This is a genomic window from Vibrio sp. Vb1018 (assembly GCF_033338775.1).
Classification (GTDB): domain Bacteria; phylum Pseudomonadota; class Gammaproteobacteria; order Enterobacterales; family Vibrionaceae; genus Vibrio; species Vibrio alginolyticus.
The window spans coordinates 1-14,791 of sequence record NZ_JAWOTI010000004.1; the positions used below are offsets into that span (position 1 = coordinate 1).

The following is a 14,791-nucleotide window of genomic DNA, read 5'->3' on the forward strand; positions in this document are numbered from 1 at the left end:
TCCTTTGGCATTCGTGAGTGGTAGGTCACATGAAATCAGTGCAATTTCGTTTCACACTTTATGGTTGTATCGCGATTCTCTCTTGGAGTTGTCTGCTTGGCATCGCGAGGTTGGTTACGGAGAGTTTAGGTCCTGTAGGCGGGGCAGCCATGTTGTACTCTCTTAGCTCTGTTTTCCTTCTTATCGTGGTCGGTATTCCAAAGTTGTCTTACTTTTCTCCCAAGTATCTTGCGCTTGGTGGTGCGATGTTCGTCTGTTATGAAATATTTCTCGCTCTATCTTTGGGATATTCCAACTCGCGCGCGCAGGCAATTGAGGTGTCGATTGTCAATTACCTTTGGCCCGCACTGACGGTTTTATTTGCGGTCCTTGGCAGCAATAAAAAAACAAACTGGTTGCTTTATCCCGCAGTTACGCTGGCGTTTGTTGGGGTTGCTTGGACTGTGAGCGGTGAGAATGGCTTATCCATAACTCAGATCATGTCCAATGTTAGTAGTAACCCTCTGGTGTATTTTATGGCTTTCGCTGGCGCGGTTATATGGGCTTTTTATTGCAACTTAACCCAAAGGCAGCAATCTAAACATAATGCGATTACCCTGTTTTTTATTGCAACAGCTGTTTCGCTTTGGGTCAAATACGCGTTTACGGATGAGCCACCAATGACATTCAGTTGGGAAGCGATGGGGTACTTAGTGGCCTCTGCGGCTTTAATGGCTGGTGGTTATGGTTTATGGAATATCGCGATCGTTGGCGGCAATATGGTTTTTCTCGCCACCTTGTCTTACTTCACACCCATTTTTTCCGCTTTATTTTCTTCCATTATTCTTGGCGTAACTCTGAGCCATAGCTTTTGGCAGGGCGTTGTGATGGTAACAGTGGGCTCGCTGATGTGTTGGTTAGTCACCAAAGAGAAGCGCGAAGCGGCTGGGTAAGTTACCAACGAGATCAGAGAATTTAAGTGAGCAACGAACAGATCTCCCTTGCGAGCTGTATTCGAATACGAAGAAACTAAATCGAAAAAATTAAAAAAGCTCCCGAGATTGGGAGCTTTTTATTGAGTTTTAACGGCTCTTTGGTGGCACTCTAATAAGCGACGTTCAAGTGTAGTTGAAGCTTGAATCTGTGCTTCGACAGTCGCTTGATAAGCTGCTTACGAGTGTGCTCTAGTGTATCAAGCTCCAATGTGTCGTCATCAATATGTACGTCCACATTTACTCGTAGCTCTTGGCCCACCTTCGTTACGCCAGCCAGTTTCAATTGATGCTCAGTTACTTTTTCAATCTCAAGAACATCTTTGCCAACGCTCTGACACAGCTCTTTGCTTGGTGCCATCATTAGTAGTTCACGTAAGGCACCTACTAGCATATCGAACGGTACTTTGAGGAAATAAAAGCCCATTAAAACCATCATCATGGGGTCGGCATATACCGCATACTCAGAGAATGGCGTTAGTGAAACAGCCCAAGCCGAGATAAATCCTACGGTCACCGCCACACTCAACAAAGTATCCATTTGCCACTGTTTTTTCTCCGCTTCAATCAAGCCTGATGAGAAGCGGCGGCTGCGTTTCGCCATAAACCACCAAGCGTAACCACAACCGATAACATTCACGATGCCGAATAAGGTCGCAATAGAAGCATCGACCTGGCGACCTCCAGACATCAATGCTGATATCGCAGAGTAGAGAGAGAAGCTTACAACCACTAAAATGACGGCTGCTTTTATCGCAATAACGATTGGTTCTAAGACCGCTTTTCCAAATGGGAATACAGATTTTGAAGGCTTGTTAATATAGTAAGAAGCGGCCAGTGACAATAAAGTTAACAGTAAGCTGACCAAAGAGTAAACACCGTCAAAAACGATTACAATTGAGCCTACAAGCAAGCCAAGTACCATACCACCAGCAGCGAACCCAGATGCCAAAAGGGCTGAAATGGTTAGAATACGGTTTTCGTTTTTGCTTGTCCTGTCACACATAAAAGATGCCTTTGAATTTTAATACCTTACTATTCTTCGCTCATAAGGTAATTTAGGCAACCACAAAGTGACCAGTAACTAATCTAAAAAATTGCGTTTTTATTTATGTTCTTATAAAACAATGGCTTACTATGATTTCTTGGTGTCAGTAAAATTGACGCTCACTGATAAAATGTTTAGAAGTCAAATAAATACTCGCTCAATTTATCTGCTAACCACGTCATTGCTGGATGCTCAGTATGGCCGTTAGGTGAAAACATACAGTAGTCTTCTTGCGTCAAGCCGTATGTGTGTTTGATAACGGCGAGCTTCTGCTGACGAAGGTAATGGCGGATTAATGGTTCAGGAAGCACGCCCCAAGCGTCTTCTTCTAAGATGGTGTTCAGCATGTAGTCAAAACTCGAAAAACCAATATATCGAGTCGAGAAAGGTTGCAGTTCAGGGTTGTCTTTCTCATTTAGGTACACCATTAGTGCTTGCATCTGACTACGTAGATCTTCGTCTGAGACACGGCGCATCTTACTTAGGCGGTGTTCTACACTGCATACTGACATCATACGTATCTTACCTAAAGGGTTATATACGATACGAGGATCGTCTACTCGCTCATAATCAACGCCGAAAGCAAAATCTACTTGGTGGGTACTGACCAAGTTGGCTAAGTCGCCACTGGATGCCAAGATTAAGTTGAAGGTTGTTGAAGGAAAGCGGTTATTCAATGTATGAGATAATTCTTGCCAGAGATCATCAGGTAAGGAGTCGTCACGTGCTACCCAAACTTCCGCGTTAAACCCTTCCGAGATTTGAGCGCAGGTCTTTCTGACCCGTTGTGCGATGATAAGTAGGTGTTCGCAATCTTTGTAAATGGCTTTACCAGCTTCAGAGAGGGTGAGCTGGTTGCCAGTTCGGTTAAACAATTCAACGTCGAGATCTTTCTCTAATGCCTTAATCGACATACTGAGTTTGGTGCGATTGCAGTCGAGTTGCCTTGCCGCTTCAGAAACAGAACCACACTCAGCGATGGTGCAGAAGGCTTCTACTTGAGTTAAGTTCATGATTTGACACAACCAATAAATGAATTCAAATAATTTGGGTATTATGCAGATGCGCTCCCAAAGCCATGAAAGATTATCGAAAAAAACGCGAATCCGCCAGATAAGTCTATGGTCTTTTAACGGTTTTGCGGTAATCTATGTGGGTTACAAAAAGTGAACATGGAGGCCACGATGGCACAAGATTGGGACGGCTTAGCAAAAAACTGGGAATCAAATCCAGCAACAGAGCAATTTGCGCAGTCGGTGTTTGAGCAGTTACAACAGCTAACTCAGCTTGATGGCATTAAAGTACTAGATTTTGGATGCGGAACAGGGCAGTTAAGTCAACGATTGTCACCGATGGTTAAAGACATCGTAGCATTAGACGCATCGGAAGCCATGATTGAGGAACTCGATAAAAAAGAGCTCGTCAACGTAGAACCTGTGGTAGATGCACTATCTCGCGGCTTGGTCGCTCAGCACCCTGCGTTTCGTGGACAGTTCGACTTGGTGGTTGCATCATCAGTTTTAGCGTTCGTGGAAGACTTAGACGCGTCATTAACGATCTCGCATTCTCTACTTAACCACGGCGGCTATTTTGTTCATTTTGATTGGATTGCAGAATGTGAACAAGACGGTTTTACCCTTGCGAAGTCTGAGCGTGCACTGAAAGAAGCAGGCTTTACTGAAGTTGAATCGCAACACGTTTTTGACATTACATCTGATGGTAAAACAATGTCGGTATTAATGGGGCTTGGTCGTCGCTAATACCGCTGAATAAAGAACAAAAAATGACAAAAGCGAGCTAACAAGCTCGCTTTTTTCTTATCTGCTGAGGGTATATGTAACTTCACTTGCTCTAAACAAGCGTCGTGGTGCAGGCAAGGACATACTCGAACAACTTAGTCTTCGGAGGTTATTTTGAGACGACTATCCTGCGTATCTCCTCCAGCACTTCAGGGTTGGCTATTGCGCCTAAATTTTCGACGCTTCGGTTGTTAACGACTTGCTTAACGGCTAACTCGACCAGCTTTCCTGAGCGTGTCTTAGGTATATCGCTTATTGCGTAAATTGCACTAGGTACATGCCTTGGAGAACATGCAGACTTTAGCTGTGCTTTGATGGAAGCGATCATCTCGTCATTGAGCTCTACCCCTTTGACTAATTGGACAAACAGCCATATTTGTTCGTTGCGATCGACTTCTTTTCCTACTGCGATCGAATCTAGAATACCGTCTATACAGTTCACTTGCTGATAGATTTCGGCCGTGCCGATTCTTACGCCACCGGGATTCAACGTGGTATCACTTCGACCATAAAACACGTATCCCCCAACGCTGGTCTGTTCAACATCATCGCCGTGGTGCCAAATATTGTCGAATTTATCCCAATAAGCGCGATGATATCTCTCACCGGTGTCGTTCCAAAAGCCAGCAGGGAAGTTGGGTAATGAATTGGCACAAACCAACTCACCGCGCTCTCCCATTACGCTATTACCTTGTGGGTTAAAGACTCGGACATCGACCCCTAACCCTGCTGATTGGCACTCTCCCCGATAAACGGGAGAAATAGGGTTGCCTAATACAAAGCAGCCACAAATGTCTGTTCCGCCAGAAATCGAGGCGAGGTGTACATCTTCTTTAATGTGCTGATAGACATAATCAAACTGTTCTGGATACAGAACAGAGCCAGTCGAACAAATGGTTTTCAGACTTGAAAATGCATCACTTTTCTGCGGAGAAAAAGATGCTTTTTCCAGCGCCTCTAGGTATTTTGCTGAGGTTCCAAATAGCGTCACTTCGGCTTGTTCTGCGAGGTCCCAGAGCATATTATGAGTAGGGTAAACAGGGCTACCATCAAAAATCACCAAACATGCACCGCTCGCGAGTGAAGAAACGTGCCAGTTCCACATCATCCAACCGCAGGTCGTGTAATAAAACACGCGTTCGTTCGGTTGAATATCGCAATGCAGTTGATGCTCTTTCAAGTGATTAAGCACCGTTCCGCCGACGGAATGAACGATGCATTTCGGTTTGCCTGTTGTGCCTGAAGAATAAAGAACAAATAGCGGATCGTTAAAATTCACACGAGTAAAAGTCAGCGCTTCGGGTGTGTATTGATTCAGGACGTTTTGCCAATCTTGGGTGCAGACATCGCATTCAAAAATGTGTGGTTTAAGGTAGCTAATTTGGCAAACTTGTTTAAGACCATCAAGATGATCCGCAATATGCTGGTTTTTCTCAGACATATCGAAAGTTTTGCCATTGAATGTATAGCCATCACAAGTAAACAGGATTTTGGGTTTCACTTGACCAAAGCGCTCCAAAACGCTTTCGACGCCAAAATCAGGTGAGGTGGAAGTCCAGGTCGCCCCTAAACTGGTGGTTGCTAGCATGGCTATCACCGTTTGAGGTAGGTGAGGTAAATAACCAGCGACGACATCACCTTGCTTAATTCCACATTCTTTCAACCATTGCTGCACACTCGAAACTTCTTCGCACAATTGTTTCCAGGTGTAGGTCTGTTTTTCTTCACGTTCATTTTCAAACCAAATCGCGAGATCATCGGGTTGGTGACACGCGTAGGTTAGCAAATTTTCGGCGTAGTTAATTTGCGCGTTTGGGAACCATTTTATATCCCTATTTTCAACAGGTTGCTGCCAGCGACTTTCTGCTCGCTCTTTTATGGTCTCTCCCGGAGTGCCAATGACGTCGCAGAATAGCCAAACTTCCTGCCAAAATTTTTCTACATGATCGAGTGACCATTGATGCAGATCAGCGAAGCTTTCAAGGGTATTTCCTTGTCGATTAATGTGTTCAATAAACTGTGTAATGTTGGCTTCTTCGATACGACTTTCGCTCGGTTGCCATACTTTGCTGCTCTCGCGCATAGGTCCCTCTATAACAAAGTGATAACAGGTTTTAGTTTGAGAGGAATACACGATAAAGTCAAACAAGCCAGATATTATATCGTGTCATAAAAATCATGCAGTTACGATGCATTGTAAACAATATGTTACATCGGGATGATGCTGAGAAAGTCGCGTAGGGATTGGAAGCTCTTAAGACTACAGATAGGCTTAATGTAAAGGATTTGTTAATGGAGATGAGCCATGACCCAGTATCGTTCTAAACCCGTAAACCAGGAAGGCAGGGTTGAATGGAGCCGTGAAGAAGACGCCATTTGGCGAGATTTGGTAACACGACAAATGGGTGTGATCCAAAACAGAGCTTGTGAGGCTTATTTACACGGTTTGACGCTGCTTGATTTACCTCAAGACCGCGTTCCTCAGTTACCAGAAATTAATCGTGTCTTGATGGAGACAACAGGTTGGCAAGTGGAGCCCGTTCCCGCGCTTATTGATTTCGACCGATTTTTTAATCTACTCGGTAATAAGCGCTTTCCAGTCGCCACATTCTTGCGTACAAGAGATGAGTTCGATTACTTACAGGAGCCAGATTTCTTCCACGAAATATTTGGTCATTGTGCGATGTTAACCAACCCAGATTTTGCTGCATTTACCGAACATTATGGTCAACTAGGGCAAGCCGCTACCCCAAAACAAAGAGCCTATCTCGCTCGCCTCTACTGGTTTACCGTAGAGTTTGGTTTGGTGAAAGAAGGGGACAAAACCAAAATTTACGGTGGTGGTATTCTTTCATCTCCTGGCGAAACCCTCTACGCATTAGAGAGTGATGCAGCAATTCGCGACCCATTTGAATTACAAACTGTGCTGAGAACGCCTTATCGTATCGACATCATGCAACCGAAGTACTACGTGATTGATGACTTTTCTCAGCTTTTTAAAATCAGTCAGTTAAATTTATTGAAACAAGCCGATCTAGCGATTGAAGCTGGACTGCTTCCTCCACTTTTTGAACCAAAGGAACCTGCTCATGTTGAATGAACAAAAATGCGAAGCTTGTAGTATCGATGCCATTGCACTAAGCAAAGAAGAGCAACAGTCTCTGCTTCTGCAATTGTCTGATTGGCAGATCATTGAAAGAGAAGATATACCTCAACTAGAAAAGGTGTATAAATTTAAGAACTTCAAACAAGCATGGGCTTTCAGTAACAAAATCGCGGAACTGGCAGAAGATGAGTTCCACCATCCCTCTATTTTGTTGGAATGGGGTAAGGTTACCGTAACGTGGTGGAGTCACTCTATCAAAGGTCTGCATAAAAACGATTTTATCTGCGCATCAAAGTGTGACGCGCTAGCATCGGCAGAGTAGGACATTACCTCATACAAAAAAACGCCCGGCTTACGTCGGGCGTTTTGGTTCTAAATGACTTTTACATTACTTTATAGATTGATTCGGAAGACGGATGTCGTGCCCGATACCTCATTGCCAACGACGATAAAATGACCACCATTACGGGTAAAGTAATTAATGGATTCTGGACCTAAATCGCCTGCTTTTGGATTGTATGTATCGTTCATGCATTCGCCATCTTCGACTTCTGTACACACTGGTTGATTGTAATCACGGCGGTTGACGTAATGTATAAACTGCGCTTGTTTCGGGTCTGTGATGTCATAAATCATTGTACCGCCTTGACGCTCCAAGCCGATAAACGCGTAATGGCGGCCGTTAATTTGTGCTACTTCAATCGCCTCTGGCTCAATGCCTTTATCATCACTTCGGTCATCGCCACTATTATTGTTATCGTTGGTGCTGTTGAAGTTCTTGCCTTCATTCAGCAGCGCGATAGTCGCGAAATCGTCACCACTATCGAAGACCAACTTGCCGTTTTCATCCCAAATCGAGAATGAACGCGCGCCAAATGATTGAACATTCTCTTGTGCAGAAAGCGTTTGTTCCGGCTTAATCACTTTTAAACGCGCGAGTTGTTTGTTGTCTTTTAGTGCCTCTGCCAATGGGTGTTCTGCTGCCACTTTCAGCTTCTTACCGCGCACTTCATCAATATGGCTTAAACAGCTCCCTTGCTCAGATGTGTATTCATCTGTACCGAGGTAATCGTCTTCATCCCACATAAAGCCAGCTTTGTCGCACAGTTCTTGAGTGGTTTTGAATCTGTACTCACGCCCGTCGCCTTCATTTGCAGATACGATGTAAGTACTCCCATTCACTGAGTAGCTGTCGATGGTGTCAGGCATAAATAAGCCAACCAGTTGTGGGTAGCTTTTCAAGTTCCCAATGATTTTGTCTTTGTTGGATGCATCGAGTTTAGCGCCCGACCAAGACTTCTCTCCTAAGCCAACAATTTTTTCTACCGATTTGCTCTCTGGATTGACGATTGCCATGGCGTTATTTTCTTGTAGCGCGACATAGATTTTACCGTTATCTGCAAAAGTGAGGTATTCCGGCTCTAGATCTTGTGCGATGGTGGCGTTTGGCCCCGAAATACGCACATTCATTGGGAGCTCTGCTTTTCGTGAACCATCAAATTCGTTAAAGCCAATTTGTGTTACTTCTGCTTGAGTAACACCAAGGCTCAGATCGATCAAAGTGATACTACCTTCAGGGTCAATGCTGTAATCGCTGTTTGGTTCTCCTTCATTAGCGGTTGCGATGTATCGGCCATCTTTTGAGAAGCCAACCATGTCTGGCAATGCGCCTGTTGGGAAAGTCGTGACTAATGACAAATCGCCGGAGCGGTACAAGCCAACAATACCATTCGCTTGTTTATTACTGTTTTCAATCGCAACTGCTACCAAACCATTGAATACAGCGACACTGTTTGCTGCGCCAATTTCAATGCCCGCTGCTTCGCCAGCGCTGTTGAGATCAATGAATGCGCTTTGCGTTGGTACGCCGTTGTCATCCATAGAAAGTACATCGACACGTTTTGCTTGAGCATTAACCACATAGAGTTTATCCGTACAAGCGTCATAACTGACGATTTCAGCTGCCGATGTGTCGAATGGAGCATCAGCAACGGATGTTCCGATAAACGTTAAACCTTGAATTGACGTTTCCCCAGTAACGGGTGCAGTGGTAGGTTTGCATTGTGTAGCGAATGAAGCCACGGTATCTTCGGGTTGTGATGAACACGCGATGGCAAGTGATGACAATGCGAGTACACCGATTGCCTTTAAAGGGGTGATCATGATATCTCCTTATCAATCCGATAGGTTGTCAATCAGCATGGGTTTTATGCTGCTGTCCATTTCCGCAATTGGAATGATAGAGCGCTGAATGACGTTTGATTTGGTAAGGCTCTGAATATATGTATGATTGATGACTCTTATATTGGCTTTTTATGAAACTAATGTGTCATCAATATGATGAAGTAGGGATAGAGGAATAATGGAATTAAAATCGTTTTTAGATTTATTGGCAGCGTCACCAGAGCAGGTCGAATTTGAAGCAACGATGGCGGTGATCGAAGATAACTATACGTTTGAGCCAACCGCTTTTGTAAATGGTGAGACACAAAACAATGCAGGCGAGAACAACGGTTCGTGTAAGATCTTCGCTTTCGGTTTGCTAAACAACCTAGACAAAGAAGCGACGCTAGCCTGCTTTGGCCGTTTTTATCGTGAAGATGTATTGCAGTATCCAGAGAACAGCGATCACCAGAATATTCGTAATTTTATGGTGACAGGGTGGGAAGGCATTAAGTTTGAAGCGTCCGCTTTAACCGCTAAATAAACACCAGTCAGAAAACGATGATCAGTAAGCCAGTCGTATTACGCGACTGGCTTTTTTTCTAGACATTTTCGGCACAAACACAGCTGGTTGGCGCTTGGCTTGGGTAAATCACGGGTTTCTATAGTAAAGCACCAGCATGTCTCTTTGCCTGCGGCGATATCACAATGGGCTTGAGTCCCGCACTCAGGACAACTGTGCGTTGAATCTTCTCCTGCGATTTGTTCGATAATCGCATCTCGTTGGAGATCGGTTTTGTCTTTCCATTGGATGATTTCATCCATCGTTCGGTGACAACCAGAGCATATTCCGGCGTTATTTTTACATGCAGCTCGACAAGGTGACTTCATTGCTTTCTCGTTCTCATTTTTTATGCCGCGTACTCTAGCATAAAGCGAGTCAAGGCCGCCAAAAATAAACGTGACTGCGATTTGCTGGTGAGGAGGGAGAACCAGTGTTACCCTTGGACGAGTTACCTTAACTCTCTGTCACTTATGTTAGAAAAAGAAAACCTCATTAAACTCGCTAGAATGCAAATGCCATTTGGGAAATATGCAGGGCGAGTGTTAATCGACCTGCCTGAAGAATACTTACTGTGGTTTGATAAAAAGGGCTGGCCAAGCGGCGAGCTAGGGGATTTGCTCAAGCTATGTTTAGCGCTCAAAATTGAAGGCTTAGATAGTGTCGTGAAGCCTTTGAAGCGTATGTAACTAGCCACAGAAACTCCCACTCTTAATGAAAAGACTTATTATGAATTTTGATATCGATGCACTGAAACATCACCAATTGGTCGAAGATGGTAAACTAGAGGGATGTTACATTCATCAGCCAGCTCAAGGTAGCCAACACAATGACAAAGCTGTTTTGGCAGAGCGCCAAGCGTTGGAAAAGTTGGGATATAAGGTAATACAGCTTAAAGCTAAAAGCGGGACAACAACGTTTGCCGAGGCGATGCAAAAGCTTGCGAAGGAAACTGGTCACCTGCCTAAGGAGTAAGTGAGTGTAACCTGCCACAGCCTTACAAGTTCTCCCACCAGACTATTTTTTCATTCAAAAGAGCCAGACCGTTAGGCTGACTCTTTTTTGCCCCAAAAAAGAACTGGAATAAATACTCTACAAAATTTGGTTCGTACGTTTTACCCTACGAAAAGTTATCCGATTGAATGTAACTCAACACTATTGAGCCTTCATTGTGCTTGTTTGATTAGTCAAACTGCCTATTTAATTGGTTAAATCATCATGCAATCTTGTTGGGGATGATAAATCACTGAAAATATTGTTATTATCCTTTTTATTTATCAGTAAAACCGACTCCCATGAGATATGAATCCTCTCCTGTAGCCCCAGAAGAAAGACAAGAAACCACTAGAGAACGAGCAGCACGTCAACGCTGAGAACGTCAGGAAGAGCTGAGATCTACCGCGAGCGATGAGAAACGATGGGCTGAAAATAGAGAGCGCGTTCTTGCTGAACGCAAAGCGGTCCAACAAGCTTACGACCTAACAGAAAAAGAATGGAACGATGATTTACAAAAGCAAGCTAAAGAATATCAGTGGGACACCTCTCAACAAGAGAACGTGAGTATTGCGGTACTGACTGTTGAAGAAGGTAACGAGTATTTAGACTTGCTCATCAAAGACTCGCATGGACAACTTTCGAACGGCAAGGACTACACTGGCGTAGGCATGGGGCTTAAAGGCGCTTATGAGGTCGCTAAAGAGCTTGGCGGTTGGGGGCAACCGCTAAAGCTGTCAATATCAATGGTGTAATGAATATTGTGGTTGAGAACTACAAGCCTAAATATTTAGACCTAGGTATCCGTTGGCAAGAAGCAACACCACAAATGCTTAAAATTGGTCATGCTCTAAATACTGTTCAAGGCAATGTCAGTTTCTTGAAAGGCAACATCTATGTTGAACTTGTGTTTAGTGGTGCGGTTAATGCGGTTGACTACATTCTACATGATGAAAAAACGCTAGGTGAAGTGGTCGGCCAATTTACAGCGGATATATCTAAGGGCATTGCCGCAGGAGTTATCGCTCAAGGAATAACTATTCTGGGAGTCGCAACATTAAGTACGGTACTTGTTGTGCCAACCGCTCTAACACTTGGTATTTTCGCTGTTACTGCGTTTATTGTAGGAAAGGAAATATCTAAACTAGATGACCAATTTAAATTCACGGAACCGATGAAGAATCAAGTAGAGAAAACTATTAATGATTTCTAATGAAAAATTTAACCGAAGACTAAAGATAAAGCGTTGGCTTAAAGTGATGGCTAGTTGGCCTCTTATGGTTTTTATGGTGTGGTTGAGCTACAGCTCAATTAATGAGTTAATTAGCATTAACAACTCAATCGGTATCATTCCTAAAGTAAAACTAGCAGGTTTAGTGAACAATGTTGCTTCTTTTGTAGGCCTTCTAATATTTGGTTTTATAGCGATCATTCCCATAGCTATGCTACACAGGTCAACAGAACTATTACTAAAAGTACCATTTTCGACAAAAACAGGGCTATATTCTATAGCGATAATAGTATTAAGTTCTATTGCCTCTGCCATATGGTTAGATAACAACACGAGAGAAAAAATAAAGCAATATGACTATATTGAATGTACTTCTGAACAAGAACTTACATTAAAATCCTCAAGTCGGACGTATGTTTTAGACCCTAGTTCGTGCGATTAAATCATCTTTCAAGCTCTTGGCACAAGCACCCTGCTAGCGTATGTACATGTCATGCGCTAGCTCTCAATACTTGAAGTTATCCATTAGTTGCTAATATTCTATTTGTCGTAACGCATTTTTCGCCAATTATAAGCTATAGGGTTTTCTCAAGCTGTATTTTGCTTTACAGGAGTCAGAATGCCTGGCTCCTTTTCCCTTTGCTTGTCGCGAACGCTACCATCTTGGTCGTAGAGTATTGGTTATCGAAACCATTAACTCATGTTAGTGAAAGGAAGTTCCTGAACCCTATAGTGCTTCTTTCACCAATCTTCTGTTTGGGCCATTATCTCTAACATCCAGACGCGAAATAGCATAAGATACACGGCCTTTACTAGCACTGAGCCACTCATTGTAATGACAGATAAAACACAGCAAGCGACATTTGCCGATCTTGGCCTGATTCCAACATTAGTCGAGCGACTAGAAGCGTTGGAATACAGCCAACCGACGCCCATTCAATCCCGTTCTATTCCTGATATCCTTGAAGGGAAAGATATTATTGGTGGTGCCAATACGGGGTCTGGTAAAACCGCTGCTTTTTCGCTGCCAATCTTGCAAAAAATTGTTCAGCAAGACGAATCAAACAATCGCCGTGGCAACTTCGTTTCCCACCTGATTTTAGTACCAACTCGTGAGTTGGCATCACAGGTGGCATATAACGTCAAATCTTACTCATACCATCTCAGAGATAAGATCAAAACGGTTGCCGTATTTGGTGGTGTATCGGTGAACCCACAAATGCTGGCGCTTCGTGGTGGCTGTGACATCATTGTTGCAACGCCGGGTCGATTACTTGATCTGGTATCCAGTAACGCGATTAAGTTGGACCAAGTAAAAACGCTTGTTCTTGACGAAGCCGACCGTATGTTGAGCCTCGGATTTACCGAAGAACTGAATAAGATTCTTGCGTTACTCCCAGAGAAGAAACAGACGCTGTTATTTTCTGCAACTTTCCCTGATAAAGTGACGACGTTGGCTCAGCAGTTGCTCCGCGACCCTGTTGAAGTTCAGTTGCAGAGCGCAGAAGCCAGCACTTTGGTGCAGCGCGTGTTTAGTGTAAATAAAGGTGAGAAGACGGCGGTACTCGCGCACTTAATCAAACAGCATCAGTGGCGACAGACTCTGATTTTTGTGAATGCTAAGAATGCCTGTAATCATTTAGCTCAAAAGTTGTCAAAACGCGGTATTACCGCTGAAGTTTTCCATGGTGATAAAGGGCAGGGCGCTCGTACTCGTGTCCTTGACGGTTTTAAGTCTGGCGAGATTCAAGTTCTTATTGCCACCGATATCGCAGCACGCGGCCTTGATATAGAAAAACTTCCAGTGGTGATTAACTTCGATCTTCCGCGTAGCCCTGCTGATTATATGCATCGAATCGGTCGTAGTGGTCGTGCTGGTGAAGTAGGTTTAGGGTTATCTCTTATCGATTACGACGACTACCACCATTTCAAAGTGATAGAAAAGAAAAATAAGTTTCAACTTGAACGCGAGCAGGTAGTCGGTTTTGAAGTGGAAAACGATCAGAGTGAAGCCTACTTTTTACCAATGAAGCCGCGAGCGAAGCCTGCAGGTACGGGTAAAAAGAAGAAAAAGCGTAATCAATAGAAAACGTAAACTACATGTGAGTTTAATTACGGGAGTTGTTGGAGAAATGGAATGCTCACTAGCTTGAGTCTTCGCTTCTAGCCATTCCTTTAAAGAACAATAGAGCCCTGCTGGAGCTACCAGTAGGGCTCTATTGCTTTTCAAGATAGTGTTATTGGCGACGAGCAGGGCGTCCGCGAGGTGAACGCTTTTTAAATGCAGACGCTGCTTTGGCTTGTGACTTAAGAATAGAGTCAACGGTTAGCGGCATTGGCTCTTTAGGTTCAAGGCCATGAGGGAACGTACGAGCTCTTGGTGGTAAGTTGTATTCTTCTTCGCTCGCGCGTGGCATGCGCTTAAAGCGATAAAGGTAAAAGTTTTCTAATTTTTCTCTCGCCCATTCGGTTTTCTTTAAATACTTCACGCTACTTGCAATCGAAGGCTTAGTGTTAAAGCAATTAAAGCGCATTGCTGTATCTAGAATGTCCCAGCCGTAAAAATCCACTAACTCTTGCAACATAGTCTCTAGCTTCAACCCGTGCAGTGGATTGTTCTGTTGCAGCTCGATTCTCTCTTCGTCAGTCATCATTTTTAAGGGCCTTACTCATTAAAGGGCGGAGTTTAACAAAGTATACAATGCAGAGATATCGATAGTTACTTTGCGATGGATGCGAGCACAGTGCTCTCTACCTTGAAAGTATAAATAGGAATTAGCCGTTCTACTTGGATCTCTGCTCAAAAATGACTCAGAAAAGTTCAAGCGTCCTAGCTCGATGTTAAATTATTGTATAATAAGTGAGATTCTTGTTGTTCTTTTACTAATGTCTAATATTCCTACCCATAGCAACACATG

The 14,791-nt window shown here is 43.7% G+C and carries 17 protein-coding genes; 11 read left to right on the top strand and 6 right to left on the bottom strand.

Annotated elements, in window-relative coordinates; genetic code table 11:
- Positions 1–29: 29 nt before the first annotated feature.
- The gene (gene yddG / locus R7Z10_RS06090; protein ID WP_005389394.1) at positions 30–932 is read left to right on the top strand and encodes an aromatic amino acid DMT transporter YddG; all 903 of its coding nucleotides are present in this window, start codon (positions 30–32) and stop codon (positions 930–932) included.
- Positions 933–1,083: 151 nt separating this feature from the next.
- On the opposite strand, the gene R7Z10_RS06095 is transcribed toward yddG, so the two are convergent.
- Positions 1,084–1,977, bottom strand: a complete 894-nt coding sequence (locus tag R7Z10_RS06095; protein ID WP_318079865.1) for a cation diffusion facilitator family transporter — start codon at positions 1,975–1,977, stop codon at positions 1,084–1,086.
- 176 nt (positions 1,978–2,153) lie between these two features.
- Positions 2,154–3,032: a LysR family transcriptional regulator gene (locus R7Z10_RS06100; RefSeq protein ID WP_005375568.1), complete on the bottom strand. Its 879-nt coding sequence runs from the start codon at positions 3,030–3,032 to the stop codon at positions 2,154–2,156.
- A 171-nt stretch (positions 3,033–3,203) separates the two neighbouring features.
- Between R7Z10_RS06100 and R7Z10_RS06105 the strand changes: the two genes are divergently transcribed.
- Positions 3,204–3,779 carry a class I SAM-dependent methyltransferase gene (locus R7Z10_RS06105; protein ID WP_017821100.1) on the top strand — a complete coding sequence of 192 codons (576 nt, stop codon included), beginning with the start codon at positions 3,204–3,206 and terminating at the stop codon, positions 3,777–3,779.
- A gap of 148 nt (positions 3,780–3,927) precedes the next feature.
- Here the strand turns inward: R7Z10_RS06105 and R7Z10_RS06110 are convergent, their stop codons facing one another.
- Positions 3,928–5,901: an acetoacetate--CoA ligase gene (locus R7Z10_RS06110; RefSeq protein WP_318104346.1), complete on the bottom strand. Its 1,974-nt coding sequence runs from the start codon at positions 5,899–5,901 to the stop codon at positions 3,928–3,930.
- 222 nt (positions 5,902–6,123) lie between these two features.
- Between R7Z10_RS06110 and phhA the strand changes: the two genes are divergently transcribed.
- Together phhA and R7Z10_RS06120 are read left to right on the top strand one after the other, a co-directional pair.
- Entirely contained in the window at positions 6,124–6,918 is a 795-nt protein-coding gene (gene phhA, locus R7Z10_RS06115; RefSeq protein ID WP_005375564.1) for a phenylalanine 4-monooxygenase, read from the top strand.
- The gene (locus tag R7Z10_RS06120) at positions 6,908–7,246 is read left to right on the top strand and encodes a 4a-hydroxytetrahydrobiopterin dehydratase (protein ID WP_005375563.1); all 339 of its coding nucleotides are present in this window, start codon (positions 6,908–6,910) and stop codon (positions 7,244–7,246) included. The genes phhA and R7Z10_RS06120 overlap by 11 nt, the downstream gene beginning before the upstream one ends.
- Before the next feature lie 71 nt (positions 7,247–7,317).
- Here R7Z10_RS06120 and R7Z10_RS06125 read toward each other — a convergent pair whose 3' ends face one another.
- Complete coding sequence (locus R7Z10_RS06125) at positions 7,318–9,087, bottom strand: choice-of-anchor I family protein (RefSeq protein ID WP_318104348.1); 1,770 nt, start codon at positions 9,085–9,087, stop codon at positions 7,318–7,320.
- A gap of 199 nt (positions 9,088–9,286) precedes the next feature.
- Between R7Z10_RS06125 and R7Z10_RS06130 the strand changes: the two genes are divergently transcribed.
- Complete coding sequence (locus R7Z10_RS06130) at positions 9,287–9,631, top strand: HopJ type III effector protein (protein WP_017634382.1); 345 nt, start codon at positions 9,287–9,289, stop codon at positions 9,629–9,631.
- 38 nt (positions 9,632–9,669) lie between these two features.
- On the opposite strand, the gene R7Z10_RS06135 is transcribed toward R7Z10_RS06130, so the two are convergent.
- Positions 9,670–9,978, bottom strand: coding sequence for a cysteine-rich CWC family protein (locus R7Z10_RS06135; protein WP_080276966.1), 309 nt, complete (start codon positions 9,976–9,978; stop codon positions 9,670–9,672).
- 144 nt (positions 9,979–10,122) lie between these two features.
- Between R7Z10_RS06135 and R7Z10_RS06140 the strand changes: the two genes are divergently transcribed.
- From R7Z10_RS06140 to R7Z10_RS06165, 6 genes are all read left to right on the top strand, one after another.
- Positions 10,123–10,338, top strand: a complete 216-nt coding sequence (locus tag R7Z10_RS06140) for a DUF3820 family protein (protein WP_005375557.1) — start codon at positions 10,123–10,125, stop codon at positions 10,336–10,338.
- 40 nt (positions 10,339–10,378) lie between these two features.
- Positions 10,379–10,624 carry a hypothetical protein gene (locus R7Z10_RS06145; RefSeq protein ID WP_213910309.1) on the top strand — a complete coding sequence of 82 codons (246 nt, stop codon included), beginning with the start codon at positions 10,379–10,381 and terminating at the stop codon, positions 10,622–10,624.
- 581 nt (positions 10,625–11,205) lie between these two features.
- Positions 11,206–11,397, top strand: a complete 192-nt coding sequence (locus R7Z10_RS06150; RefSeq protein WP_005375555.1) for a hypothetical protein — start codon at positions 11,206–11,208, stop codon at positions 11,395–11,397.
- Positions 11,358–11,855 carry a hypothetical protein gene (locus tag R7Z10_RS06155; RefSeq protein WP_232284614.1) on the top strand — a complete coding sequence of 166 codons (498 nt, stop codon included), beginning with the start codon at positions 11,358–11,360 and terminating at the stop codon, positions 11,853–11,855. Before R7Z10_RS06150 ends, R7Z10_RS06155 begins: the two co-directional genes overlap by 40 nt.
- The gene (locus R7Z10_RS06160; protein WP_017821094.1) at positions 11,845–12,315 is read left to right on the top strand and encodes a hypothetical protein; all 471 of its coding nucleotides are present in this window, start codon (positions 11,845–11,847) and stop codon (positions 12,313–12,315) included. Before R7Z10_RS06155 ends, R7Z10_RS06160 begins: the two co-directional genes overlap by 11 nt.
- Before the next feature lie 393 nt (positions 12,316–12,708).
- On the top strand, positions 12,709–13,959 hold the full coding sequence (locus R7Z10_RS06165) for a DEAD/DEAH box helicase (protein WP_318104351.1): 1,251 nt from the start codon (positions 12,709–12,711) through the stop codon (positions 13,957–13,959).
- Positions 13,960–14,110: 151 nt separating this feature from the next.
- On the opposite strand, the gene R7Z10_RS06170 is transcribed toward R7Z10_RS06165, so the two are convergent.
- On the bottom strand, positions 14,111–14,527 hold the full coding sequence (locus R7Z10_RS06170; protein ID WP_005375544.1) for a VF530 family DNA-binding protein: 417 nt from the start codon (positions 14,525–14,527) through the stop codon (positions 14,111–14,113).
- Between the last annotated feature and the right edge of the window lie 264 nt (positions 14,528–14,791).